Origin of the sequence: Salinispora mooreana, assembly GCF_000379065.1 — a bacterium.
GTDB lineage: Bacteria > Actinomycetota > Actinomycetes > Mycobacteriales > Micromonosporaceae > Micromonospora > Micromonospora mooreana.
The window spans coordinates 2,761,030-2,786,539 of record NZ_KB900614.1; the positions used below are offsets into that span (position 1 = coordinate 2,761,030).

Annotated in this window: 26 protein-coding genes; 20 read left to right on the top strand and 6 right to left on the bottom strand. The window is 67.4% G+C overall.

Going from position 1 to position 25,510, the window contains the following annotated elements; translation table 11 throughout:
* The first annotated feature begins 154 nt into the window (after positions 1 to 154).
* The 3 genes from SALPAC6_RS0113005 (at position 155) to SALPAC6_RS0113015 (ending at position 2,512) form a co-directional block, all read left to right on the top strand.
* A complete protein-coding gene (locus SALPAC6_RS0113005; RefSeq protein ID WP_026189632.1) occupies positions 155 to 1,243 on the top strand; it encodes an IS630 family transposase in 1,089 nt (362 codons plus the stop codon).
* Complete coding sequence (locus SALPAC6_RS25900) at positions 1,243 to 1,752, top strand: tyrosine-type recombinase/integrase (protein WP_018253847.1); 510 nt, start codon at positions 1,243 to 1,245, stop codon at positions 1,750 to 1,752. Before SALPAC6_RS0113005 ends, SALPAC6_RS25900 begins: the two co-directional genes overlap by 1 nt.
* A gap of 238 nt (positions 1,753 to 1,990) precedes the next feature.
* Entirely contained in the window at positions 1,991 to 2,512 is a 522-nt protein-coding gene (locus SALPAC6_RS0113015; protein ID WP_018253848.1) for a DUF2637 domain-containing protein, read from the top strand.
* A gap of 171 nt (positions 2,513 to 2,683) precedes the next feature.
* On the opposite strand, the gene SALPAC6_RS0113020 is transcribed toward SALPAC6_RS0113015, so the two are convergent.
* Together SALPAC6_RS0113020 and SALPAC6_RS0113025 are read right to left on the bottom strand one after the other, a co-directional pair.
* The gene (locus SALPAC6_RS0113020; protein WP_018253849.1) at positions 2,684 to 3,217 is read right to left on the bottom strand and encodes a GNAT family N-acetyltransferase; all 534 of its coding nucleotides are present in this window, start codon (positions 3,215 to 3,217) and stop codon (positions 2,684 to 2,686) included.
* A gap of 24 nt (positions 3,218 to 3,241) precedes the next feature.
* Positions 3,242 to 4,573, bottom strand: coding sequence for a hypothetical protein (locus tag SALPAC6_RS0113025; RefSeq protein WP_018253850.1), 1,332 nt, complete (start codon positions 4,571 to 4,573; stop codon positions 3,242 to 3,244).
* Positions 4,574 to 4,875: 302 nt separating this feature from the next.
* On the opposite strand from SALPAC6_RS0113025, the gene SALPAC6_RS0113030 reads away from it, so the two are divergent.
* From SALPAC6_RS0113030 to SALPAC6_RS0113075, 10 genes are read left to right on the top strand one after another with little or no spacing between them, the layout of a single operon-like run.
* Positions 4,876 to 5,166, top strand: a complete 291-nt coding sequence (locus tag SALPAC6_RS0113030) for a hypothetical protein (protein WP_019902041.1) — start codon at positions 4,876 to 4,878, stop codon at positions 5,164 to 5,166.
* Positions 5,167 to 5,170: 4 nt separating this feature from the next.
* Complete coding sequence (locus SALPAC6_RS0113035) at positions 5,171 to 6,115, top strand: NAD-dependent epimerase/dehydratase family protein (RefSeq protein WP_018253852.1); 945 nt, start codon at positions 5,171 to 5,173, stop codon at positions 6,113 to 6,115.
* Positions 6,116 to 6,124: 9 nt separating this feature from the next.
* Positions 6,125 to 7,057, top strand: a complete 933-nt coding sequence (locus tag SALPAC6_RS0113040) for a thymidylate synthase (RefSeq protein ID WP_018253853.1) — start codon at positions 6,125 to 6,127, stop codon at positions 7,055 to 7,057.
* Positions 7,054 to 8,760 (top strand): carbamoyltransferase family protein, encoded by a 1,707-nt coding sequence (locus tag SALPAC6_RS0113045; RefSeq protein ID WP_018253854.1) that lies wholly within the window; start codon positions 7,054 to 7,056, stop codon positions 8,758 to 8,760. The genes SALPAC6_RS0113040 and SALPAC6_RS0113045 overlap by 4 nt, the downstream gene beginning before the upstream one ends.
* Complete coding sequence (locus tag SALPAC6_RS0113050) at positions 8,757 to 9,791, top strand: CgeB family protein (protein WP_018253855.1); 1,035 nt, start codon at positions 8,757 to 8,759, stop codon at positions 9,789 to 9,791. Before SALPAC6_RS0113045 ends, SALPAC6_RS0113050 begins: the two co-directional genes overlap by 4 nt.
* Positions 9,792 to 9,842: 51 nt before the next feature.
* Positions 9,843 to 10,349: a P-loop NTPase family protein gene (locus tag SALPAC6_RS0113055; RefSeq protein ID WP_018253856.1), complete on the top strand. Its 507-nt coding sequence runs from the start codon at positions 9,843 to 9,845 to the stop codon at positions 10,347 to 10,349.
* A 24-nt stretch (positions 10,350 to 10,373) separates the two neighbouring features.
* A complete protein-coding gene (locus tag SALPAC6_RS0113060; protein WP_018253857.1) occupies positions 10,374 to 11,177 on the top strand; it encodes a class I SAM-dependent methyltransferase in 804 nt (267 codons plus the stop codon).
* A complete protein-coding gene (locus tag SALPAC6_RS0113065) occupies positions 11,174 to 11,881 on the top strand; it encodes a phosphotransferase (RefSeq protein ID WP_018253858.1) in 708 nt (235 codons plus the stop codon). The genes SALPAC6_RS0113060 and SALPAC6_RS0113065 overlap by 4 nt, the downstream gene beginning before the upstream one ends.
* Positions 11,878 to 12,519 (top strand): histidine phosphatase family protein, encoded by a 642-nt coding sequence (locus SALPAC6_RS0113070; protein ID WP_018253859.1) that lies wholly within the window; start codon positions 11,878 to 11,880, stop codon positions 12,517 to 12,519. The genes SALPAC6_RS0113065 and SALPAC6_RS0113070 overlap by 4 nt, the downstream gene beginning before the upstream one ends.
* A complete protein-coding gene (locus tag SALPAC6_RS0113075; protein ID WP_018253860.1) occupies positions 12,516 to 13,292 on the top strand; it encodes an aminoglycoside phosphotransferase family protein in 777 nt (258 codons plus the stop codon). Before SALPAC6_RS0113070 ends, SALPAC6_RS0113075 begins: the two co-directional genes overlap by 4 nt.
* Here SALPAC6_RS0113075 and SALPAC6_RS0113080 read toward each other — a convergent pair.
* A complete protein-coding gene (locus SALPAC6_RS0113080; protein WP_223874437.1) occupies positions 13,289 to 14,287 on the bottom strand; it encodes a hypothetical protein in 999 nt (332 codons plus the stop codon). The two genes, SALPAC6_RS0113075 and SALPAC6_RS0113080, sit on opposite strands and share 4 nt — an antisense overlap.
* 652 nt (positions 14,288 to 14,939) lie before the next feature.
* Here SALPAC6_RS0113080 and SALPAC6_RS0113085 point away from each other — a divergent pair.
* From SALPAC6_RS0113085 to SALPAC6_RS25905, 7 genes are all read left to right on the top strand, one after another.
* Entirely contained in the window at positions 14,940 to 15,824 is an 885-nt protein-coding gene (locus tag SALPAC6_RS0113085; protein ID WP_033666708.1) for a replication-relaxation family protein, read from the top strand.
* A 535-nt stretch (positions 15,825 to 16,359) separates the two neighbouring features.
* The gene (locus SALPAC6_RS0113095; protein WP_018253864.1) at positions 16,360 to 16,617 is read left to right on the top strand and encodes a hypothetical protein; all 258 of its coding nucleotides are present in this window, start codon (positions 16,360 to 16,362) and stop codon (positions 16,615 to 16,617) included.
* 63 nt (positions 16,618 to 16,680) lie between these two features.
* Entirely contained in the window at positions 16,681 to 18,426 is a 1,746-nt protein-coding gene (locus SALPAC6_RS0113100) for a recombinase family protein (RefSeq protein WP_018253865.1), read from the top strand.
* 153 nt (positions 18,427 to 18,579) lie between these two features.
* Positions 18,580 to 19,305, top strand: coding sequence for an NUDIX hydrolase (locus SALPAC6_RS0113105; RefSeq protein ID WP_198292669.1), 726 nt, complete (start codon positions 18,580 to 18,582; stop codon positions 19,303 to 19,305).
* A complete protein-coding gene (locus SALPAC6_RS0113110) occupies positions 19,302 to 20,456 on the top strand; it encodes a 5'-methylthioadenosine/S-adenosylhomocysteine nucleosidase family protein (protein ID WP_018253867.1) in 1,155 nt (384 codons plus the stop codon). Before SALPAC6_RS0113105 ends, SALPAC6_RS0113110 begins: the two co-directional genes overlap by 4 nt.
* Entirely contained in the window at positions 20,453 to 20,701 is a 249-nt protein-coding gene (locus SALPAC6_RS30190) for a hypothetical protein (protein WP_223874306.1), read from the top strand. The genes SALPAC6_RS0113110 and SALPAC6_RS30190 overlap by 4 nt, the downstream gene beginning before the upstream one ends.
* Positions 20,698 to 22,452, top strand: coding sequence for a hypothetical protein (locus SALPAC6_RS25905; RefSeq protein ID WP_223874305.1), 1,755 nt, complete (start codon positions 20,698 to 20,700; stop codon positions 22,450 to 22,452). The genes SALPAC6_RS30190 and SALPAC6_RS25905 overlap by 4 nt, the downstream gene beginning before the upstream one ends.
* 101 nt (positions 22,453 to 22,553) lie before the next feature.
* Here SALPAC6_RS25905 and SALPAC6_RS0113120 read toward each other — a convergent pair whose 3' ends face one another.
* The 3 genes from SALPAC6_RS0113120 to SALPAC6_RS0113130 are packed head-to-tail and all read right to left on the bottom strand — an operon-like array spanning position 22,554 to position 25,325.
* Positions 22,554 to 24,026, bottom strand: a complete 1,473-nt coding sequence (locus SALPAC6_RS0113120) for a tyrosine-type recombinase/integrase (RefSeq protein WP_018253868.1) — start codon at positions 24,024 to 24,026, stop codon at positions 22,554 to 22,556.
* Positions 24,023 to 24,433 carry a helix-turn-helix transcriptional regulator gene (locus tag SALPAC6_RS0113125; protein WP_018253869.1) on the bottom strand — a complete coding sequence of 137 codons (411 nt, stop codon included), beginning with the start codon at positions 24,431 to 24,433 and terminating at the stop codon, positions 24,023 to 24,025. Before SALPAC6_RS0113125 ends, SALPAC6_RS0113120 begins: the two co-directional genes overlap by 4 nt.
* The gene (locus SALPAC6_RS0113130) at positions 24,408 to 25,325 is read right to left on the bottom strand and encodes a DUF2637 domain-containing protein (RefSeq protein ID WP_317888979.1); all 918 of its coding nucleotides are present in this window, start codon (positions 25,323 to 25,325) and stop codon (positions 24,408 to 24,410) included. The genes SALPAC6_RS0113125 and SALPAC6_RS0113130 overlap by 26 nt, the downstream gene beginning before the upstream one ends.
* Between the last annotated feature and the right edge of the window lie 185 nt (positions 25,326 to 25,510).

The following is a 25,510-nucleotide window of genomic DNA, read 5'->3' on the forward strand; positions in this document are numbered from 1 at the left end:
AGACCTGAGCCTCTACGCCGTCCTGCGCGAACTGCAATACCTACTCGCGACCTGGCTCGGGTTCTGCCCCCTCTGCCACCAACTCGTCCCAACCTAACAAAGCACTACTAGTGTCCTGAGTCGTTAATTCGGCGGCAGATAGTAGGCTGTCGGTATGGCTGGTCGTCCGCGTGGTGTGGTGGAACTGACTGATGACGAGCGTGCGTGTCTGACCCGGTGGGCGCGGCGGGGTAAGTCGTCGCAGGCGTTGGTGCTGCGGTCGAAGATCGTGTTGTTGTGCGCCGATGACCTGGTGAACACGCACGTCGCGCAGCGGCTTGGGGTGTCGCGCGACATGGTGGGTAAGTGGCGTAGTCGGTTCCTGGCGCGTCGGTTGGAGGGCCTTGTTGACGAGCCTCGGCCCGGGGCGCCTCGTCGGATCAGCGACGACCGGGTCGAGGAGGTGATCGTCAAAACCCTCGAACGGCAGCCGGCCAATCAGGACAGTCACTGGTCGACCCGGTCTATGGCGCGCGAGACCGGGTTGTCACAGACGGCGGTGTCGCGGATCTGGCGGGCATTCGGGCTCAAGCCGCATCTGGTCGACACCTGGAAGTTGTCGGCTGACCCGATGTTCGTGGAGAAGGTCCGTGACGTGGTGGGCCTGTACCTGGATCCGCCGGTCAAGGCGATGGTGCTGTGCGTCGACGAGAAGTCGCAGATGCAGGCCTTGGAGCGGACCCGGCCGATGCTGCCGATGATGCCCACCGTCCCCGCGCGGCAGACCCACGACTACGTCCATCACGGCGTGGCCAGCCTGTTCGCCGCGTTCGACCCGGCCACCGGCAAGGTCATCGGCCAGTTGCACCGCCGGCACCGCCATCAGGAGTTCCTGAAGTTCCTGAAGGTCATCGACGCCAACACCCCCGCCGACGTGGACCTGCACCTGGTGCTGGACAACTACGCCACCCACAAGACCCCGGCCGTGCACCGCTGGCTGGCCGCGCACCCCCGCTTCCACCTGCACTTCACCCCGACATCAGCATCCTGGCTCAACCTCGTAGAGCGCTGGTTCGCCGAACTGACCAACCGCAAACTCCGCCGTTCCAGCCACCGCAGCCTCGCCGACCTCGAAACCGACGTACAGACCTGGATCGAGGCATGGAACACCGAACCGAAACCGTTCGTCTGGACCAGAACCGCAGACGAGATCCTCAACAGCCTCGCCACATACTGTGGTCGAACTAACGACTCAGGACACTAGTGGCGGTCGGCGGGGAAATCGAAGAGAGCACACCGAAGAGTGATGCCGGGGATCGTGTCGTCGCGCTGGACCGGGACAGCGTTGGGGCGCTCAAGCGCCACCTCAAGCGGCAACGCAAGGCACGTGAGAAGGCCGGAGCGGCATGGGTGGACAGCGGTCGACTGTTCACCCAGCCAACCGGGGGGTGGATCGAACCAGACCGGCTGACAGCCCGCTTCGATCGGCTAGCTCGAAGGGCTGGCCTACCGCCGATCCGGCTACATGACCTTCGCCATGGGGCCGCAACGATCGCGCTCGCGGCGGGAGTCGACCGAAAGGTGGTACAGGAGATGCTGGGCCACGCGTCCATCGGACTCACATCAGACACCTACACCTCGGTCCTACCTGAGGTGGCGCACGATGCGGCGGAAGCCGCCGCGCGTCTGGTGCCCAGGCAAAAGCGCTCCCGGGCTCACCCGGGCTCACACGACCCCAATAGGTCGACAGGAATCGATGGAAGAGCGTCCTGAGGCGGTGGGAACTTCCACCGCCCGATGGCACGGCAACACACTCCCGGGCTCACCTCGGGCTCACAGCAGCGCTAGATATCGACAGACGCCGACGAAAAGGCCCTGACCGGCACAGAAGTACCAGATCAGGGCCTTGCTCGTTGGTGCGCCGTGGTCAACGAAACGCGAACCGGTTCCTGCTGGTCACGGGTGATCCGCTGCCTGTGGCCCCCATTCGGCGGGGTGGTGGTGGTGCCGCGTGACCTGGGGATCGGGCCGATTCTGGGCGTACGTCGGCGTGGCGCTCGGCCTGAGCGCCTCGCTCGCCGCGAACTACGCCCACACCACCGTGCCGCCTTCCGAAGCACCGCCGAGTTGGTCTCCTCGGCCGGGAGCGGTCGTCCTGTCACTGTGCTGGCCGGTCATGCTCTTTGTCTCGGCGGTGATTCTGGTCCGGACCGAATGGCCGCGCGAACTCCGTTGGCTCGCCGTTCGCTACTTTGGGCTGCTGCCCGTTGCAGGCGTCGCTGCCTTCGTCTCCTATCGCCACATGTCCGGGTTGCTGGCCTACTACGGCGAGGACGGGCTGACCTCGAGAGTCGGCCCACTGGCAATCGACGGACTCATGATCATGGCCACCGGCGCGCTCCTCGCGACCCGCCGTAGAGTCCCTGTACCCAACGCGGCATCATCGCACGTCGAGGACATCGACAGCTGCGACGCGGCACGGGCCAAACTCACGCCTACGAGTCGGTCCACGCATGCAGACCGACGAGCTTGAAGTCGCTGCGCGCCAGGCGGTCAGCGAACTCACAGCAAATCAGGTCCGACCCAGCCGACGGAGCCTGGCAGGGCGCCTACGAGCGCAAGGACACCCTGTATCAAACGCCAAGGCAGGTGAGCTGCTGCGTACAGTCACGAGACGGACATGAGCGGGCTGTGGTCCTGCTCATCATGCAGGGCGATGCAATGTTGCATAGAGCAAGGAGTCTCGCCATCCACCATTGGTGAATACGTGGTCACGCATGCGGCCCTCGCACTCGAAACCCAGACGGTGCAATAGAGCTTGAGAGGCAAGGTTGTCTGGACCGCACGCTGCTTGGATCCGGTGCAGAGCGAGTGCCTCGAACCCAAAGCCGAGCATTAGCTGGGCGGCCTCGACCGCGTACCCCTGACGCCAACGGTCCTTTCGGATCGCGTACCCGAGTTCGCCGCTACGGTGGCCGCCGAGCCCGATGCGGATGAAGCCGATCAGCTCGTCGGCCTGCCGGTCGGCGATCGCGAGGTAGTAGTCCGGCCGCGGCTCGGTCTTTGCTCGTGCGATGTCGGCGGCGAGTCGTTCGGCCTGCTCTTCGCGGGTGCGTGTGTCGAAGCTGAGGAAGACGGTCACGTCGGGGTCGCCGACGACCGTCATGGAGGCTTCGAGGTCGCGTTCCTCGAACTCGCGCAGGACGATCCGCCCGCCCTCGATCCGCACCGGGTACACGCGCAGACTCTATCCGGCCGCCGCTCAGGCGGTCAGTGCTGCTGCGGGGCGCTGGCTGAACGACTCGATCTCATCTCGCAAGCCGCAGGCGATGGTGGAGTCCTTGTAGCGGCGGTCCCGTAGCGCGGTGTGGACACGTCCGACGCTCGCGACGATGCCGCCGATCCGCAGTTCGGGGCCATATTCGAGGACTGGGTCGAGCGCGTCCCGCGCGCCGTCGAGCTGACCTTCGTGGATACGCGCGAGGGCGAGTTCGGCTCGGGTGCCGGCCTCGTCGGCGAAGGCGCGGCTCTCGGCGTCGCTGGAATCGTACAGCTCCAGCGCCCGCGTTGCCTCGCTAACGGCGTCTGCGTGTAGGCCGTCGATGTAGACGTAGGTTCCTGCGGCGTAGTAGTGCTGCTTGGCCTGCGGGAAGGCGAACAGCCCACCGATTTCGTCGAGGTCGTCGGCCTGGAGGCGCTCGCGGTGGCCAGCCGCGCGGGCAAGCGCTGTTCGTGCCTCATCGAGCCCGCCGAGCTGTGCCCACGCGCGGGCCTCGGAGGAGGCCAGCCAGGTCGTCACCGTGCCGGAGATCGGTGCGGCGATCTCGGACCCGGATTGTGCGTAGCGCGCTGCTTCCTGTGGGCGTCCGGCCCAGTAGGCGATGAGGCTCTGCAGATTGCGAGCCCATGCGCGGAGGCCGATGTGGTCGGCGTTGTCGGCGCAGACGTACATGGTCCGCGCCAGGGTCATGGCGTCGTGGAATCGGCCGAGGTCCTGGCTGGCCTTGGCGACCATACCGGTGACGACGCTGGCCAAAACGTAGAGGTCACGTGTCTGAGCCGGCTTCTGCTTGCCCTCGAGGAATCCGAAGGTCACGTCCTGCAACTCGATTAGATCTCCCATGATTGCTGTGAGCGGTTCACGCAGGTAGGAGTTGGCGAGTCCGACGACGTCGTGGCGGAGTTGCTCGATGGCTTCCGTTCCGACGTTGTGGGTCTCGGCGTTGCTGGTGAAGCGCGCGGCGCGGCGAGCGGACATGGTTATCTGCCTTTCGATGGTCATGCTGAGCGACGTGTCGGCCCGATCGGGGGCGTCGGCGGGCTCGATGTGTTGCGGAAGGGTGGTCTCGCGCTTGGGTGGTGCGAGCAGCTCGTGCATGGGATGGCCCCAGTAGATTCGCGCGACGCGCCGCTGAGCGGGCCTGGGCTGGGTCTGCACATCGCCGACCATCCAGCGGCGCAGCGTCCGCAGGGACAGAGCGGCGTCTTCTCCATGCTCCTGGGCACAGCGCACGAAGCCGTCGACGATTTCTTCCTGGGTCTGCTCGGACTCGGCGACGATCATCGCGAGCAGCGTTGGCTGGTCATCATGCATGTGCCGCACCCCCTCACGTCGGACTGTCCTGACGGTAGATCGACGGACGTCGTCTGACCAGGGGACCGACCGTCCCATGGGTTCGATGGCCGGACAACGGCCGCCCCGTGACCGGGCGATGTCCACGACAGGGCCTTGGCACGCGATGTCTGCGCCAGCCAGCCATCGGCAAGCTTCGAGCTGTTGATTCGTCTCCTGCTGCTGGTGGTCATCGGGACGGTGGCGGTGGGAGCAGGAGCGCACGGCACACGCGGCCCCCGTCGCTGCCGTGCGCTCCACCCGACATCGGATGGAGGTATACCGTGACCGGAAGACGGTACATGATCATGCTCACGGCGGTTCGGCCGTTGATGCCCGGCGATCCGCATCGGGACGAGCGGACATGGCCCGAGGAGAAGCGGGAAGTCGTGGGGCCTGCGGAATACGAGGCGGCTCAGCGGATTTTCGCCGGCTTCTGCGCCCTGCCGCAGGTCAAGGCCGGGAGGCAGCGAGCGAAGATGCTGCCGCTCGCGGGGAGTGACACTCACCTGGCCGGTTGGTCGGCACCACTGGTGACAAGGGCAACCACGGAACTTGTCGGCGCGGGGCGGTGACGGTATGCGGCGTGTGCTCGTGACCGGCGCCAACGGCTTCATCGGCTCGCACCTCGTCGAAGCGTTGGAGGCGAGCGGAGCGGACGTGACGGCCGTGGACTGCCGCCGGCCTCGCTTCGACGACCCGCTGGTGCCCGGGGTTGGTCGGCAGGTCCACCTCGATCTTCTGCACGACGATCTGGATGACGTCGTTGCTGGCTGCGAGGTCGTGTTCCATCTGGCCGCCCGTCCCGGTGTGCGTGGTTCGTGGGGAAACACCTTCGGCGACTATCTGGCAACGAACGTGCATGCCACGCAGCGGCTGCTCGAAGTTTGCCGGCGGTGGGATGTCCGTCGGCTGGTCTTCGCCTCGTCGTCCAGCGTCTATGGCGACGCGATCGGGCCAAGCTGCGAGGACGACGAGTGCCGGCCGATGTCGCCGTACGGGGTGACCAAGCTGGCTGCGGAGCAACTCTGCCTGTCGTACGCACGCCGCGAGGATTCGCCGCTGTCTGTGGTCGCGCTGCGCTACTTCACGGTGTACGGCCCGCGGCAGCGGCCCGACATGGCGTTCAGCCGGATGCTCTTCGCCGCCTTTACGGGCCTGCCGCTGACACTCTTCGGCGACGGCACCCAGCGGAGGGAGTTCACCTACGTCTCCGATGTGGTCGCCGCGACGATGGCTGCCGCCGACGCCGACGCCCGTGACGAGGTGATCAACGTCGGAGGCGGGGCCAGCGTTTCGATGATCGAGGCGATCGATCTCGCCTCCCAGGTCGTGGGCCGCCCCATCCCACTGAACGCGGTCGCGGGCATGCCCGGCGACGTTCCCGCAACGAGAGCTGACCTCGCCCTCGCCCGTGAACTGCTCGGCTACACGCCTTCCGTGGACCTGCACGAGGGGTTGTCCCGGCAGGCCGCGTGGATGCGCGACCTGCCCAACGAGCGGCTCGTCGCCTTCACACGTTAGGAGCTGACCATGATCTTCCTTGAGGGTCGCTGCGCGACCGAGCTGTTCACCGCCGCCAGCGAGAGGGTGATGACGTTCGGCATCTCGACGGCGCCGCGCGGCATGGCCACCAACGAGGTTCTCGGAGCGCATCTCAAGCTCACCAACCCAAGGGATCGCCTCGTACACGCCCCGCCAGCACGGGTGCTCAACCCGGCGTTCGCGGTCGCCGAAGCGATGTGGATCATTTCTGGCTCCGACGACCCGTGGATCTTTGACTTCAACCGGTCCCTAGCCCAGTACGCGGACAACGGAGTGCTGCAGGGTGCCTACGGTCCGAGGCTGCGACGATGGCGCGGCTCCGTGGACCAGCTCGATGTCGTCCGGCGCCAGCTCCTGGAGGACCCGGACTCGCGGCGGGCGGTGGTGCAGCTGTTCGACCCGGCCCGCGATCACGCCGGTAGCCGGGACGTGCCGTGCACCCTCGGCTACCGCTTCTTCATCCGCGACCGCCGCCTGCACATGCACACCACCATGCGCAGCAACGACCTCTGGCTCGGGTTTCCCTACGATATCTTCACCGCCACCCTGCTCCAGGAACTGCTGGCCGGTTGGCTCGGCGTCGGCCTGGGTGACTACCGGCATTCGGTTGACTCGCTGCACCTGTACGAGCAGCACTGGGCGGCGGCGGGAGACCTTCCGATCCTTCCGGAGTCACGTTCGATGGAGCCGCTCGCGGTGCCATGGCCTGACCTGTCGAGCCTGATCGCCCATGTCGTCGCAGGGCATGTCGCAGTGGTCGCGGGTACACCGTGGGCAGCCCTGACCTCGGTGCTCGCCAGCTACCGCCACTGGCGCAACGGGGACCGGCACCGCGCCCGCGACCTGGCCGAAGGCACCTCCGGCGTCCTCGGCGCAGCGCTGCTGACCTGGTACGACCATCTCGCGGCGGTGAAATCGTGAACGCGAACGTGATCCTCGGCCTGTGCGCCTACACCCACGACTCCGCCGCAGCGCTGCTGGTAAACGGCCATCTCGTCGGGTTCGTCGAGGAAGAGCGGCTCGACGGGGTCAAACACAGCAACGCCTACCCCGCCAAGGGTGTCGACTGGCTGCTTGACCAGGCGCGGCTCTCGCCGAGTGACGTTGACGTGGTGGCCTACAACTTCGACGGCCGACGTTACAGCGAGGCGTTGCGGCAGCTACCCGGTCACCTCGCCAGCTTCAAGACGGCCGGACGCGCGCTGCCGCGTGCGCACAGCTTCGTCAAGGTGAATCGCCGCTACCTGGCGCGTATGCACGACCTTGCCGCCCGCTTTCCGCGCGCGGCGATCAAGCCCGTGCTACACCACCGTGCACATGCCTGGGCTGCTCTGCTGTCCTCTGGCTACGACGACGCCGCAGTGTTGATCGTGGACAGCCTCGGCGAGTTGCAGACCACGACCATCTGGCACGGGCGCCTCAACGAGCCCGAACCGCTGGCCATGCACTTCGAGTTGCGCGACCCAGCCTCGCTGGGCTACGCCTACGGCGCAGTCACCGAGCACCTCGGCTGGCGCCGGGGCGACGAGGAGGGCACCGTGATGGCGCTGGCCGCGCTCGGCGATCCCAACCGGTTCCGCAACCTCATGCACCGCGCCATCCGGCTCACACGGGACGGCTTCGGTCTCGATCCCAAGCTGTTCAGCCTCCGAGTTCTCTCCAGCCGCTACCCACGGGTCAGCCCGGCCTTCGCCCGCGCGACCTGCCGACCGAGGCGTGCCGACGAGCCGGTCGAGCAGGTTCACGCCGACCTGGCTGCGGCGCTCCAGGAGCGCGCCGAGGAGGCGATGACGCTGCTCGCTGCCTCCGCTCGAAGGCTGACCGGTTCTCGGCTGCTCTGCGTGGGTGGCGGCGTCGCGATGAACTGCGTGTCGATCGGCAAGATCGTGAAGTCCGGGCTGTTCGACGAGGTGCACGTGCCGGCCGCCCCGGGCGACTCCGGCACGGCCATCGGCGCGGCAGCCGAGGCTTGGCACACCGCGACGCGGAAGGCCGCTACCGGCGCCGAGCAGCGCTACTATCTCGGACCGTCGTTCGGCGAGTTCGTCCTGCCGACGGTGCCGCGCCCAGGTCTGCGGGCAGAACGAGTGGACGATCCTGCACAACACCTCGCGCGGCAGTTGGCCGAGGGTGCGATCGTCGGCCTGTTCATGGGCGAGCTGGAGGCTGGGCCACGCGCACTGGGGCATAGGTCGATCCTCGCTTCGCCGCTCGCCGATCAGGTCGTCGAACGGCTCAATGCCACAGTGAAGTTTCGGGAGCCGTTCCGGCCGTTCGCGCCGGTGATCCTCGCCGAACGAGCACCGGAGTACGTGCGGCTAGCGCAGCCGTCCCCGTTCATGTCCATCGCCGCGCCCGTGACCAGCCTGACTCGGAAGCATCTTCCGGCGATCGTGCACGCCAACGGGACCGCGCGGGTGCAGACGGTCCGCCGCGCGCAGAACCCTTTTCTGGCCGAGGTGCTGGAGTCGTTCGGGCGGCTCACCGGCCATCCGGTGTTGATCAACACATCGCTCAATGTGAAGGGCAACCCGATCTGCGGCACGCCGGAGATGGCGCTGGACTGCCTCGCCGAATCAGGCCTGGACGCGCTGCTCCTCGAGGGGTGGTGGGTGACGAAATGAAGATCGGCTACAGCTTCTGGGGCTTCCTGGGCGACGGCATCACCGACACGCCGGACGGCGGGCGTAGCCACCGAAGGACTCTGGTCAACGGGCTCGCCTCTCGCGGACATGATCTGGTATTCCTTCAGCCCGACCGGGACCTTATCGAGGCCGGCGTTGACTTGTCCGCCTACTACAGATGGGATGCCGGCCTTCCGGACCTGGATGTCCTCTTCCTCGAGTGGCGGTGGCCGATCCCTGGCCGCAACACCACCTGGTGCGGAGCCGCCGGGCACACCTGCGATTTGCACCGACAGGCCGAGCTGCTCTCGCACTACACGGAGCAGCTCGGCGTACCTACGATCCTGTGGGACAAGGACCGTCAGCTACCGCACGACGATCCGCTGAGCAACCACCCAGCCGTCACGCTCTGCGAGGCAGCCCTGCATCCGAGCCCCGGAGCAGTATCACTGTTCTTCCCTGTCGACGACCAAGTGCTCGACACGGCGGATCCGAGCGCGCTCAGCCAGCTTGACCGGCCGACGACCCTCGCGTACGTCGGCAACCAGTACGACCGCGACGACGCTTTCAACGAGTACTTCGCTCCCGCCGCTGCCGAGGTGCCGCACGTGGTCGCCGGGAAGTGGCCCGACACCCGCGCCTGGCCACAGCTCAACTTCGTCGGCCGAGTTCCTTTCCGGCGGGTGGGGGCAATCCACCGCAGCTCGGTGGCGACCGTCCTGCTCCTGCCGGAGCGCTACGCCCGAGTTGGGCAGGTCACACAGCGGATCTTCGAGGCGGTGCTCGCCGGCTGCCTACCCATCATGCCCGCCGATGTGCGCTCGGCCGACCAGTTCGTGCCCAGCGAGCTGATCACTGCGGATGGCCACGAGGTCGCACGGCTCGCCCAGCATTTACGAGGCGTCACCGGAACCGCCGAACACGCCGAGCTGATCGATGCCTGCCTTAAGAAGCTGGCCCCCTTCCGTCTCTCTCGGCAGCTCGAAGTGATCGCCAATGCACTACTCAGACGGGTGGTGAGCGCAACATGACCCGTCGTGGCGCCCTGATACCAGACCGCGAGATGACTAGCGTGGAGACCCATGGAGCGGATTGCCATCATCGGCTGCGGCGGCAGCGGCAAGTCGACCGTCGCCCGACAGCTGGGACAGGCACTCGGCCTGCCCGTCACGCACCTGGACGCCGTCTACTACGACGAGACCTGGAAGCCGCTGCCACAAGACGAGTTCGCGGCTCGACAGGAAAAGCTCGTCGCGGGCGAACGATGGCTGATCGAGGGAAACTACGCCTCGACCCTGCCGATCCGGCTCGCCGCCGCCGACACCGTGATCTTCCTGGACCTGCCCGCCCGGACGTGCCTGTGGGGTATCGCCCAACGTCGTTGGCGCTATCGCGGCGGCCAGCACCTCAAGGACGGTGTATTCGATCGCATCACCTGGAGCTTCGTCCGATACATCATCGGCTACCGACGCATGATGCGACCCAAGGTCCGCACCCTGATCGCCGAGCACGGCCCGCACGTCAAGCTGATCACTCTCACCAGCCGGCGGCAGGCAAACCGGCTTCTCGCCGAGGTCGCAGCTATCTGATCATCGAGGGACGGGAGCCGGCACATGTCGACCCCGTTCCTTGACCAGGACCTCGTCCGTGAGTCCCTGTACTCGGATGCCACCCGGCTGAGCCGCCGCACCCAGGCGCTGCGAGCAGCCAAGGTCGCAGGATCTGACGTCGCCACAATCATCACGCGGCTGCTCAAGCTGCATCTCCCCGACGGCGGCACCGTGCTCGATGTCGGCTGCGGCCGAGGTACCACTACCGCGCGGATCGCTGTCGACCTGCGGCCCCGACGCCTGATCGCGCTCGATGCCTCAGCAGCTCTCCTCGCTGTCACCGCCAGCCGCGTGCCGCAGGCGGAAACCGTCGTCGCCGACTTCCATCACCTGCCGTTTTACACAGGCCAGCTCGATGCGGCCGTCGCTGCCTTTTGCCTCTACCACTCGCCGCACCCTGACGACGTCATCGCAGAGGTCGCCCGCTGCCTTCGCCCGTGCGGCCCCGCCGTCCTGGTCACCAAGTCCCTCGACAGCTATACAGAGCTCGACGAGATCGTCGCGGGCTCCGGCCTCGACTGGCAGACGAGCGCCCGGCCCAGCCTCTACACCAGCTTCAACAGCGACAACATCGAAGAACTGGTAGCGCAACGCTTCGGTGCCGTAACCATGCACCATGAGCAGCACATCTTCCGGTTTGCCGACTTCGAGCACCTTGGCGCGTACCTGGCCACGACTCCGAAGTACGAACTCGGCGAGATCGCTGGGGACGCCGCAGCGATCACGCAAGCGCTCCGGCAATGGCGGCCGGACCGACCTACGATCATGCGATCTACGGTCAGCTACGCCGTGGCGGTGAAGCAATGACCGTCTTCGTCAAGCGTTACCCCGACGAGTCGAACTGCGCAGCAGCACGGGCCAACCACACCTGGCTCGAATCGCTCAACTCAGGCGTCCGGATTCCCCGCCTGCTCGCCGCTCACTCACGCCATCTGGTCTTCGAGCACATCGACGGCACACCGCCGGCCGTCGTCGACCTGTCAAGCATCGCCGCCGTACTCGGCAAACTCCACTCGGCCGCCACCCCGGCACTCGCCGAAGCGCGGCTCGACCAGGAGTTCAACACCGCAGGCGGTTACGTCATCGCGGACTTCGTGTCGGTACGCCCGACGATCGCCGCCATACCCGAAGCGGCAACAGCCGCAGCGACGGCGGGCGTGTCGATCTACAAGGACGCCAACCTGCGCAACTTCGTCATCGCCGACGTCGAGGTGGCGATCGTCGACTTCGATGACCTCACCCTCGCGCCCTACGGCTACGACCTGGCCAAACTGCTCACCTCGATGGCGATGACGTTCGGACAGCTTGACCGGAGCGTCGCCACCGACGCGCTGGATCACTACAACGGCGCGCTCGACGGCACCAAGTGCGCCCTCGATGACCTTGCTGTGTGGGCGGAGGTCAACTGGATGTTGACCGCTGGCTACCTCGGCCGCAACGGCTACCGCCACCCCTGGCCGACCGTACGGCCCTGGCCCGCGCCCTTCGCCTCCGATCGGAGCCAACCATGACCATCACCACGGAACTCGTCATCGCCAGGCACGGCGAAGCCGTCTGCAACACGCTCGGCATTGTGGGTGGCGAACGAGGCTGCACCGGCCTCACCGGGACTGGCCGCCACCAGGTCCAGCGACTGGCCGAACGGCTCGCCCAGGAGCACGCCGACCGCCCGTTCGACGTCCTCTACGCCACGCCGAGGCTGCGTGTTCGTGAAAGCGCCGAGATCATCTCGGCCGCGCTCGACCTGCCCTACCAGACCGAGAACGACCTACGAGGCCCCGACCACGGCGACGCCGATGGACGGCCATGGTCCGAGGTCAAGGCGGCGTTCGGCGGTCCTGCACAACACGCCCCTCACCGCCCCTACGCGGCCGGCTCGGAGTGTTGGAATCAGTACCTTGCCCGCGCCACCCGAACCCTCGCCAAGGTCATCAGCCTCCACGACAGCAAGCGCATCCTGGTCATCGCTCACGGGGAGACCATCGATGCCGCCCACAACCTCCTGCTCAACCTGCCGCCCGGCACATGCACGAGCGTCGGCTTCTGGACCGACCACACCGGCGTCAGCCGCTGGCAGAGGCAGGTCAACCGATTCGGTCGCAAGGTGTGGGTCCTGGTTTCTCACAACGGCACCCGGCACCTCCCATGAACCCAGGCATCGTCGCGCGCCAACTGCTCGGCGAAAAGATCATCGAGGTCGCCTGCCACAGCGGCCACGCCGACACCCAGCTTCTCCGCGTCCAAAGCGCCTCCCACGGCGAGGTGATCATCAAGCTTCACCGAGATCGACAGCGCCATGAGCAGGAGGTCAGGGCCTACCGGGAATGGGTGCCGAGCCTCGGAGACCGAGCCCCACGTCTCGTCGCGGTATCGGATAACCCGCCCGGAATCGTCATCACAGCCGTGCCCGGAGGCCGACTCTCCGACTGGCGCCTGACGCCGGAGCAGGAGCGCGATGCTTACCGACAAGCCGGACAACTATTGACACAGCTGCACAACGTCGCCGCCCTCAGAGAGGACCCAACATGGGTCGGTTGGCTCGCAGACCGCGGGCGCTATTGGCTCGACCGAGCAGAGCACCTACTCAGCGCCGGCGAGCGAGCCGCTGCGGAGAAGCAGCTCGCCGCGCTAGAGCGGCTCCCTGCAACCACGCTCGTGCCGTGCCACCTGGACTTCATGCCGTACAACCTCGTCCGAGGCGACGACGGGATCGTTCGCGCGATCGACTTCGAGCATGCCCGATACGATCTCGCCACTCGCGATCTCGTACGCCTCGCGACACGAATCTGGCCCGGGCGGCCGGACCTCGCCGAGGCCTTCCTCTCGGAGCACGGCTCGCTAACCCTGCTCGACCTTGCCGTCATTGAGCACTGCACGGTCATTGACAGGCTGAGCGCGCTCGCCAAAGCTGGTGGCCGTTAGAACGACGCTCGCTTCCATGACCAGGAACGTCGCGCGATCTGGGGCGGCCCAGTCAACGCAGGCTTGATAGCGTGCCACGTCGCGCGCCACTTGTGCGGAGGCGTCGTCAGCTTCTCGCAGACCTCTCGTGCCAGCTCCTCGGGACCGCGGCCACGCCATGGCGTGTCCACGAAGACCTGGTAGTCACCGTCGATCTGAAGCGCGACGCGGAACATCTCATGATCGCGATAGTCGTTGGCGACCCACGTGGGCCGAAGGCCGTAGGCGCTCAGCTGATCGCGGTCGACGTCGCGGAGGACAAGTCGCCCGGCGGTTCGTTCTGGGGTCTCCCACGAATGATCCGCGGCCAGCCGCGTGACTTCGGCGTCGTACTCGACAGCCACGAAGGTGACGCCTCGGCTCATCGGCACCTCGAGTAGCCAGTCCCAGTGCACCAGTTCACCGTCGCGGGTGATGTTGACATCTGTGGACCCGCAGCCGTACACGCCACACGTGCAGCGAGCGATAGGGACTCTGCCGGGCTGTGAGCTGGCGACCAGGCGGTTGGTGGGAACGAGGGCGTCGTACGGATCCATCCCCATCCCGGCCCCGGAAGTGGTGATCTCCACGTCGTTGACATAGACCTGTACCTGGAACCCGCCGCCCGCCTCGGCGTCCACCGGCACTACCTCCAGGCGAAGCTTGTCCAGCCCGGGCCGGCGGACCACTCCTCCGCCAGCCGCCACGGCGAAGCCACGGGGAATGGTGCCTGGGTGCGGTATGTCGAGTTCCTCAAGTGACCGGACTGCCAACTCGTGGAGATCATGCGATGAGTCCTTCACCGAGGCTCCGGCAAGTTCACGCAACGACGGCGAGTCCAGCCCGTCAATCAGCGCCTGGCAGGCCGCGTGGATCATGTCGCCGAGACCGTAGCCGGTATCGACGTTCCATCGAGCAACAGCATCATAGAAGCGTTGCTCAGCGGACCCGCCACTCATCCCACTCACGCCGAACATCCTCCATGGCTGCAGCCCGGACGGCACCAGCATTTCGGGTTGCGGGCCACTGCGGGAACTCGACGGATGCACCGCCTGTCAGCGAGCGTTCGGAAACTGACAAGATCTGACCGAACCTAACAGCCCAGGTCAAGGCCGTGACGCGGCCTCGGAATTGCATTGACCGGCGTCGGTCACACTCCTACCCTGGATTCCTCGGTCTCGTTCAGGCCGAGCCGTCCTGACCGCTGGAGTGCGATGTCGGGCCGGTGACCTGACCGCGTCTGCCGCGGTCGGAGGGGAGGTCCTCCAACACTCCCGCGCATGTCCGCGGATCTGATGGCTCTCGTGTTGACGAGGAAGCCGTGTTGGAGGACTACGACGCCGCCGGAGGCGGCGTTACCTGCACCCGTCTCCAACCTGCTCTCGCTTCCCTGAGCCGTCGCGCCCGTTGGCATCGCGCGACGGCTCTTCTCGTTGGCTTCGGGTCCACGCCGGTGTGCTCCTCGGGGTCGACGAGCCCGTCCAGCTTCAAAGTGACGCCCTCAAGCACTCCGCTGCGCCCTGACAGCCCAGGTCAGCGGCCTGACCGACCGGCTCGACGCGGTGCAGAAGACCCTTCGGGTTCTCCCCTCCGGGTGCGGGGCACCAACACCTATCGCAGGAGGCGCTTATGCGAACAACGACAGACCTTGTGCTGCGGGTGCAGCACCAGCTCACCGAGCGGGACTGGCGTCTGCTCGGCTGGCTCTACGACCACGCCGTGCTGACGAGCTTCCAGATCGCGCACGCCCTGTTCCCGAGCCTGAACTACGCCCAACGCCGCCTCACCCAGCTCACCGAGCTGGGGCTGCTCGAACGATTCCGACCGTTCCGCCTGGAAGGAGGCAGCCACCCCTACCACTACGCGCTCGCCCACACCGGAGCGCTCATCGTCGCCGCCACCCGCGGCGACGATCCACCACGCCGGGCGGCAAGCACCACACGGCTGCACCGCATCGCCACCAGCCGCAACCTTGACCACCGGCTCGGCATCAACCAGTTCTTCACCGACCTCGCCGCACACGAACGGCTCCACCCCGACGCGCGGCTGCACCACTGGTGGCCCGACACCAGGCTGAGCCGATTTTTCAGCCCGCCGGGGACTTTGGCGTACGGCATGGTCAACGCCGACGCCCTCGGCGTGTGGTCCGAGCACGGGCAGACCACGGTCTGGTACCTGGAACACGACCAGGGCACCGAGGCCCTCGGTGTCCTGGCCGAAAAGCTAGCCGGATACGGCAACCTCGTACGGCGTGGCGGACCAGCCTGGCCGGTGCTGTTCTGGCTGCACTCTGCCACCCGTGAGGCCAACCTCCACCGCCGCCTCGCCCAGACGAAGCTGATCGTCCCGGTAGCGACCGCCGCCCGCGACCGGCTCGACGGCCATAGCCCCGCCGAGGCGATCTGGCACCTGTACGGCGCGGCGTCTCCCCTGCTGCGCCTGTCAGAACTGCCGATGCCCAGCCCTGTCGACCCAGCCGACTTCGACCAGGCCAGGTCATGGAGAACGCCGTGACCTGCGATGTCAGGTCCGGTCAGATCCGGGCGATGCCGGAACACCTGACAACGCCTACCTCGTGCAAGGACGTCGAGCTACGGTCGCCGCAACTATTCACGATTCCTGCTCACCGGTCGCCTCGACACGCCAGCGTCCGTCGCGCCCCCAGCCCACCCGCGGGTCGGCAAGGGCAACCGCGACACTGCTCCGGCATCGAGGCGCCGCATCCCGTGGACTCACGCCCGAGCCGCCTTCGCCCTGCTCAACGCCCGGCTTGACATTGGTCCTGAATGGAGCGACGGTCGAACCGATCCGCCCTGATCAACGGCACGGATCAGCCGATACCGACCGGGACCCGGAACCTGACAGGCACCGGGAACGGGACCGGGACCTGATCCGAACCGAGATCGGGACCTGAAGCGGGACCGGGACCGGGACTCGCAGCGGCACCGAACCATGCTCAGCAATCTCGAACTCACGCCCTCGACCCGAGAGGAGTCCCCATGGACGCACACCGCGCTCAGCGTCCCGAGCGCCGACACCGAGGAGGCCTATGCCACCACACGACTCAGCCGGACAGGCTGATCACCACAAAGCCGAGCCGGGCCGGACCGGGCAGCGTCCGGTCCGGGACCGGCACGGCCGCCGCGACCCTGCGGACCGGACCACGCGGACCGGTCCCCGGTACACGGTCGGCCCGCCCAAGACGGTCCCGATGACCCCCGACGAGTACGCCCGCGCGGTCCATGCCTGGGCGGTCCTGATCGCCGCCTGGTGGACCGACAACCCACCCGATGAAGACAACGAGTAGCTCCGAAGCGCTGCGGCCGGACCAGTCCGGCCGCAGCGCCCACCACGTGAGGACGTGATGCATATGGCCGCCCGCAACAGAGCCCGCAAACCGAAAGAACAGGCCGCGACCGGGACCGTCCGCGTCGCGGTTTACACCCGCCGCTCAACGGATGAAGAGCACCAGCCGTTCTCGATCGAGGCGCAGGACACCAAGCTCGCCGCGTACGTCGCCTCGCAGCCCGGCTGGCACATCGTCGAGCGGTTCACCGACGACGCCTCCGGCGCGAGCATGGAGCGCCCCGGCCTGCGCAAGGCCCTCGCCGCCGCCAAGGCGGCACGCTACGACCTGCTGCTCGTCTACCGCCTCGACCGCTTCACCCGCCGCATCCGCGACCTCGCCGTCCTCATGGACGAGCTGGAGAAGGCCGACGTCCACTTCCGGTCCGCAACCGAGCCGTTCGACACCTCCACGCCGGCCGGGCGGATGCTGGTCCAGATGCTCGGCGTCTTCGCCGAGTTCGAACGCGAGATCATCATCGACCGGGTCCGCAACGGCATGGAACGCAAGGCCGCCAAGGGCAAGTGGACCGGCGGACCGGTCCCCTACGGCTACCAACTGGACCGCGACCTCGACATCCCGGTCCCGGACCAGGCCGAAGCCGCCGTGGTCCGCCAGATCTTCACCGCCTACGCCCGGACCAGAGTGGGGACCAGGTCCATCGCAACCGCGCTCAACCAGCGCGGCATCCGCACCAAGACCGGCAAGCCCTGGTCCGGCTACACGATCGGCCGGATGCTGTCCAACCGCGTCTACCTCGGCGAGAAGGTCTTCGGCGACATCAACGTCCCCGGCGCACACGACCCGATCATCAACCCCGACCTGTTCGACGAGGTACAGGAGATCATGAGCACCCGTGGCGAGCCCGGCTCCAAGCGAGCCGCGTCGAACTCCGACTACGACCTGACCGGGCTGATCACCTGCCCGGCCTGCGGGCTGAAGTACATCGGGACCTCCGCACAAGGCCGCAGCCGCACCTACCGCTACTACACCTGCTTCTCCCGCATCCGCTACGGCAGCCACGGCTGCGACGCTCCCCGCCTACCCGCCGAGGAGATCGACCAGGCCGTCTTCGCCGCGCTCCTCGGCCTCTACAGCGACACCGACCTCATCGCCGACGCCATCCACGCCGAGCGGCAGCACCGCGCCGGCCAGTACGAGTCACACAGAGCAGAACTCGCCGCCATCGGTCGGGAGATCGAACAGGCCGAGGACGCGATGGACCGCTACCTGACCGCGTTCGAAACCGGTGCTCTCGACGCCGACACCTGCGGCCAGCGCGTCCGCGATCTCAAGATCCGTCTCGAACGGCTCGCCCGCCGCCGCGACGACCTGGAGCACGCCCTCACCACAGCACCCGGCAAGCCCAGCCAGAAGGCCATCGACCAGCTACGGCGAGACCTCGCCCACGTCTTCCGGCACGGCACTCCCGGTCAGCGCAAGGCGCTGATCGAGGCCAACATCGCCGAGATCCACTTCGACGGAGACAAGCTGGTCCCGGTCTTCAAGATCCCGGAGGAAGCAACAGAGCCGGTCGAAAACTCGACCGGCTCGTCCGCTGCTGCGGTTCGCGCAATGGAACCTGTGGTGCGCCGCCAGGGACTCGAACCCCGAACCCGCGGATTAAGAGCCGGCGTTGATCCATGCTTCGCCGTCCCTGCGCGTCCCATCAGTCCCTGCACCGGCAGGTTTCGGCCAGTGCTACCGGACGCACGTACCACACGATCCACCCGCCGTCGGCCCTGTCCACGGCGACCGAGCACCCGCTGAGCACCCACGCCCACCCTGATCCTGGTTGCGTCAGCCATGACGATCGATCTCCCATCGCTTATGCACGTCCGACGCAGACACTCGACAACGCGAAGAAAAACTTTCCACCGCAGGCACTTCTTGTCGATCTGACAAGAAGGTAGCGTGAGCGCCATGCGAGATCGATGGCAATCATCAGGGGTGCTACTCACGGTGGACCTGGTGATCCTGACCCTGCGTGAGGATCGTCTCCGGGTTCTGCTGGTGGAGCGCGGTAACGAGCCGTACCAGGGGGCGTTCGCCCTACCCGGCGGCTTCCTCCGGGACCGCTCGGAGGGCATCCTTGCCGCGGCGGCGAGGGAGTTGTCCGAGGAGGCCGGTCTCGACGCCGGGACGCTGCACCTTGAGCAACTCGCGGTGTACGGCGACCCGGGCCGTGACCCCCGTGGTCGGGTTGTCTCCGTAGCTCACCTGGCGGTCGCTCCCCGGCTGCCGGAACCGGTGGCGGGTACAGATGCCGCAGACGCCCGCTGGATACCCGTTGACCATGTGCTCGACGAATCAACCCCCCTCGCCTTCGACCATCTGAAGATAGTGATCGATGGGGTGGAACGCGCCCGCGCAAAGTTGGAGAGCACCGCCCTCGCCACCGCTTTCTGCGGGCAGACCTTCACCCTTTCCGAGCTGCAACGGGTCTACGAAGTCGTGTGGGACACCCGCCTCGACGCCCGCAATTTCTACCGCAAGGTACAGGGAGTACGCGGTTTCGTGATGCCGGCAGGGCCCATCAGAAAGACAGAAGGCGGGCGACCCGCCCGGCTCTTCCGTGCCGGCCCGACCACTGTCCTGTATCCGCCCTTGGTCCGCCCGGACCGGACTGCACAAGGAGAAGACCGGTGACAGACGACATCGTGGTGATCCTGACCGCACTCGACCTGGAATACCAGGCGGTCCGCGAAAATCTGACCGACCCGCAGCTGCACCGGCACCGGGCGGGAACCCGGTTCGAAACCGGCTGGCTGGCCGGCCGTCGTTGCCAGGTGGCCCTCGGCCTCGTTGGCAAGGGCAACCATCCGGCGGCCGTGCTGGCCGAACGGGCGATCGCCGAGTTCGATCCGGTCGCCGTGCTGTTCGTCGGTGTGGCGGGTGCGCTGCGACCAAAACTCGCGCTCGGCGACGTCGTCGTCGCCACGCACGTCTACGCCTACCACGGTGGGACGAACGAGGACGACGGCCTCAAGGCACGGCCCCGGGTGTGGGAGATCCCCCACGGCCCGGACCAGATCGCACGGCACCTGGGGCGGACCGGCACCTGGACCACGCAACCAGCCTCGGGGGGTACGGCTCCCCGGGTGCACTTCGGGCCGATCGCCGCAGGTGAGGTGGTACAGGACTCCACGGTGTCCGACCATGCCCGGTGGGTGCGGCAGCACTACAACGATGCGCTGGCAATCGAGATGGAAGCCGCCGGCGTCGCCCAGGCCGGCCACCTCAACCGCTCACCGGTCGTCGTGGTGCGCGGCATCAGCGACCGCGCTGACGGCACGAAGACCAATACCGACGGTGCCAACTGGCAGCCGAAGGCGGTGGCCAACGCCGCCGCTTTCGCCACCGCCCTCGCCGGCGAGCTGGTGCGGGAGGCACAGACCAGTTCAACCCGACCCCAGGCCGAGCCGAGGAGAACCCCAACGATGAACCCGACGGTGAACAATTCTGCCAGCAGCGCGGCCCAGGTAGGCGTACAGGCCGGTCACATTCACGGCAACGTCTGGGTCGGTGGCCCGCCGCCGTCGACGTCCTCGGATCTGTCCAGCCACCTCGCCGAGCTGCGAGAGCAGCTGTGGCGGGCGCACCGGTCGGGGCACCTTGACCAGCCGACCTACGAGGCGGCCGAGACCGAACTCACCGCCGCCGACAAAGCACTCGACGACCCGCGCGACGGCAGCAAACTGGTGGTGGCACTCAAGCGGCTCCGCGGGCTGGTCGGGGACGTGGCCGAACTGGCCGCGAAGGTCGCCGCCATTATCGCAGTAAGCCGGGGCGTGCTATGACGGTACGGCAGGTCACCATGCCCATCCACGACAACGCCGCGAACGTGGGCGTCCAGGCCGAATCGGTGCACGGTGATATCACCGTCTACTTCCTCCCACCGGGTGCCGGGCCGGAGGAAAAGCTCCGGGTCGGCGTGAACTACCTCAACGGCGGGATGCCCAGCAAGGCCGGAGAGCTCATCTACGACGTCCTGATGAGGGACACACCAGCAGCGAGGCGTGGTTCCACTGGCTGCTGGCCGTGATTAGCGGGCGGACCCTGCGTCAGCTGTCCGAGGAGGACATCGCCAAACTGAGCGCGGCCCGCAGTCGGCTCCCGCTGCACAGGCAGGACATCTGGGCGGATGGTCTACGGGTCATCAGCCGGCTCTTGGACGCCCTGGGCTCCCAGCAAGCGGAGCTGCGCCAGCTCGTCCGCAAGGAGCTCGCCGGTCTGGACCCGCTGCTCCGGGAAAAAATCGTGCGGCATCTTCAGCTGTTCCTCAGCGGCCCGGTTGAGGACGAGATGTGGACGGTCAGCGTCGCCGAAGCCAGGAAGGCGCAACGCGCAAACGGTCGCTCTGATCGGGTATGGCGCTTCTTCTACCCGGCACCCGCGAACCCCCGCGCCCGGAAGCCCGTTCCCGCGGCCACGACCGGCTGGGACGTCGCCTTAGCGGTCGTCGCGACAGCGGTGGCCGCCACGGCGGCTGGCTGGCTCTGTTGGGTCATTCTCACCTCCGGCCGGGTCGTACCGACGGTAGCTCTGCTGCTGTCGATCGGAGCCGGCTACCTCTGTGCGGTCCACGGTGCCGCGTGGCGCTTCAACGTGGAACGGCGGCGGGCCAAGGACGCCATGCACCGGCTCCCCCAGCAGCGGAAGGCGGCGCCATCCGGCGGCTTCGCCAACCGGGTCGACCGCCTCTTCAAGCAGTACGCCGGACGGTACGTCCCCGATAGGGTCGACCGATCCGAATGGCTGAACGTGACCGCCGGTATTCGCCGCCACCTCAGGGACGAGATCGTCGAGGCCTACCGGGAGACCCGGGTCAGCGACAAGGAGATCGCCTGGCTGATCCGCCACCGCGTCGGCGACCTCAAAACCCGGTGGACCAACGGCACCCTGTGGGCCTACCGCAAACAGTTGCGCACCCCGATCCGCACCCGCGCCCTCGTCGTCCTCAGCGGCCTCGTCGCGGCGGCCTGCTGGCTACTGGTGATCGCCACCGCGGTGCCGCAGAAACCTCTCACCGCTATCGCCGCCACAGTCGTCTTACTCGTCGCCGCCTGGCCCGCGTTGCGGGGCTGGTCGCGGATCGTGCTCGAGGCTCGACGTTCCGCCGCCGACCAGGCGGAGTACGACCAGCGGATGGCCGATAGTTGGGCGGCCCACGAGCGGTGGACCCGCAAACTCGACAGCAAGCCCGAGGACGCGGAGATGGCGGCCTGGCTGGACTGCGACTGCCGCCTCCTGATCGACAAGGCAATGGCGCACTACAAGCTCTGCCCGACCGACGTGATCGCCTACGCGGTCATCGAGGCACCCGCCAAGCCCTACATGAAACGGGGCCGGGTTCGTAACGGCCCCTGGCGGTACGGCCGGTACGAGCTGCTGGTGTTCCTACTCACCCCTGACGGTGTGCGGCAGATGAGTGCCCAGCTCGACTTCGAGCAGGCGACCTTCCACAACCTGCGCCGGGCCAATTACCGGTTCGAGGCCGTGGCCGCCGTACGAGTGGCCGAATCCGACAAACACGCCCGGACCTTCGAGTTGGCGCTGGTCAACGGCGAACTCACCGCAGTCAACGTGACCGAGGCCAGCACGGACAAGCTGCAGGAGGGTGAAAGCCCGTTGACCCTGTCGGCAGCGGCCCTGGACGCCAGCGGCCTCACGACCACCCTGCACGTCCTCGAGGGTGTCGCCGCGGAGGGCAAGGAATGGATCCAGCGGGAACGGCAACGCGGCCGGAAGCGGGAAGAAGGGTTCATCTCCGCTATCCGGGACCTGCTCGACTGAACGGAAACAACGCCCACCGACCGCACCGACGGTGTCGAAGCCCGGAGCGCCGGTCTACGTCCCATCGACGATCTGCCGACGACGGGTTGCGGCCTCCGGGTCTACGCCGGCTTCGTCGCGCCGCCGCTCCGAGGGACGACCGCAGCGGTGGCTTCGGCGGCAGCGTGGGATAGCTCGGGCAGTACGTCCCCGTAGAACTTGGCGGTGAAGTGTGGGCTGGAGTGGCGGAGTCGGTTGGAGATGACCTTCATCTGGACGCCGGCGGCGAGGCCCATGGTGGCGGCGCCGTGGCGGAGGTCGTGGAGTCGGATGGGTGGTAGGCCGGCTTGGGTGGCGAGGTGGTGGAAGTGGTCGGTGACATCGGCGGGGTGGAGCCGCCCGCCGATGGGGGTGGTGAACACCAGTCCCGTCTTGGCCCAAGCCGCCCCGGCCGCGAGGTGTTCGCGGTGTTGCCGGGCGCGGTGGGCGCGCAGTACCGCGATGGTTTCGGTGTCGAGGGCGACGGTGGCTTCGCTGTCGGTGGTTTTCGGGGTGTCGATGGCGGTGGCCCAGCCGTGTTGGACGAGTTGCCAGCGGACGGTGAGGGTGGCGGCGTCGAGGTTGAGGTCGTCCCAGTGCAGGCCGCAGGCTTCCCCTCGGCGGAGGCCGGTGAAGGTGATGAGGTGGTAGAGAGCGTAGAGCCGGTCGTTGGCGCCGTGGGTGTGGTCGAGGAATCGGCCGGTGTGTTCGGGTGTCCAGATCATGACGGGGCTGGGTGGCTTGCCGGTGTCACGCCAGGTGCGGATGCGTTGGTCGGTCCAGATGGTGGGCTTGGGTGGTCGGGCGGTGGGTAGTTCGATCATGAGGGCGGGGTTGGTGTCGATGTAGCGGTGGCGGCGCATCGCGTCGTTGAGGGCCTTGCGGAGGGTGGCGTGGATGACGTGCAGGGTCCGTGTGCCGACGATTCGCTGGTTTTTGACTTGGGCGCGTTTGGCGGGGTCGCGGCTGGCGCGCAGGGTGGCGATGGTGGTGTTGCGTGCGGCGATGGCGTTGTACATGGCGTCGATGTGGCCGGGGCGGAGCCGGTCGATACGTAGGTGGCCGAGGTGCGGGATCAGGTACAGCCGGATGTGTCCTTCGTAGGAGCGCAGGGTTCCTGCCTTGATGTTCTTGCGTCCGGCGAGCCAGTCGGTCAGATACGCCTCCATCGTCGGTAGTTCGGTGGGGGTGATGTCCAGATGCAGCGCCCGCCGGACCTGATCCGGGTTGGGAACGGGTGCGCCGGCTTTCACCGCGGCCTCGATGAGGTCACCGGTCTTGATGGTGGAGTGCGGATCGGTGGGGTCAGGGACAGCGAGCGCGGCCCGGATGCGGTCCAGTACGGCGTCGGCGTCGGCTTGGGTGGTGTAGGGGCCGTGGCGTAGCGGGCGGCGGGTGCCGTCGACGCGGGCGGGGATCTCGATCTGCCAGTGCCAGTGGCCGTGGGTGCGGGACCAGCCACCGCCGGGCCGGCGCAGCTGGGGACAGGAGCGTCCCAGCCTGCGGCCCGTGACGCTGTCGCGGCAGCCGCAGCGTTTGAAGGTGGATCCCTTCACTCGTCGTCTCCTGGATGCTCGGTTTGGTGCCGCCAGCGGCGCCGGGTGGAATCCGCTGGTGGCGGGGTCGTTGCATCCACGCTCACCTTCGCGTCGGCATCAAGTCGTGGGTGGTCGTCGGTTGAAGCGGGGTTCCCGACCAGCAGGAGTTGGAGGAGGCCGGCGACCGGGACGATGATGCGGCTGCCTGCCCGGATCAGCGGTACGGGGAACTGGTCGGTGGCGGCGAGCCGGTACGCCTGGGATCGGCTGATCCCGAGCACCGAGGCGGTGGTGGCGAGGGTGGTGGTGACGCCGAGGGCACGGATGCGCTCGATCGTCCACACCTCCCCGACGCCGGGCGCGGTGGTGGTGCTGTCGGTCGTGGTGTAGGTGATCTTGTCAGCGTGATTGGTGAGGCTGTTCATGATCAGGTTTCTCCTGGTTACGAGAGGGATAGCTGTGCGGTAGGAACGGATCGCTCCCGTCTGGGTCGACCGGCGCAGGGGTGGCTGCTCCGCCGCCGCTGCGCCGGTCCGGTGACAGAGGCGGTGGCGTCGGGTTCGTTGGCATGACCGGTTCCACGATCAGCTCGGGTGGTGCCGACGACTCGGCCTTGAGGGTCTTGAGGAGTTCGGATACTCGGGTGTTGGACACTGTGTGACCGGCAGCGCGCAGCGCTTCGGCGAGTCCGGCCCGGGTCAGTGCCTGCCCGTTCGCGGCGAGCCGGTCCCGAACCTTGCGCGCCGCCGGCAGCAGCTCGCCAACATCGGCGGACGGCTGCGCGGACCGTCCCCGGTCCGCTCGCTGCCGGTTCCGTCCGCCGTGTCGGCGACGGGCATCCGGTGAGCGGACGGTCCGGGTCCTGGACCGCTCCCCCGCCGTGGTAGCGGTCCGGGTGGCCTCATCTGGTCCGCTGTCCGCAACGGTCCGCCCGGCCTCATCCGGTTGGTAGTCCGCTACCGCCACGGCAGGGGCGGGTGTGGCGGCGCTGGTCCGGCCGAGGGCGATCTTGACCATGACGAGGAATCCGAGCGCGGGTACGGCGGCGGCGATCCAGCCGATGATCGAGGGTTCGGCCTCGACGACCTGCGCTGCCAGGGACAGGGTGACGGCGCAGGCCAGCACGGTGGCGGGGAACACGGTGGAGGTGTGGGCGCGTTTGCGGCGGCGCAGTTCCAGGCCAGAGGCGATGGACATCAGTTCCAGGACGATCGCGTCGGCCCAGGCCAGCCAACCGGGTTGGCCGTGCGCGGCGGCCACGTTATGCACGTGGGTGAAGCTGGCCGCCCCCGCTGCGCCGCCGATGGCCAGCATGATGACGACCTGGACGATGCCCTCGACGCGGCTATCGCGCGGACTGCCGTCCGGGGCAGGGACCGGCGTTGTCGTGGCCCATCACCTCCTCAACGATTGGTGCTCTCACGGGTCTGTCAGCGCCGACCGCGCTGCTCACGACAGATCCGTGACAGACGCCGGCCGTTGATGTCCGCTCCGCCGCGGAG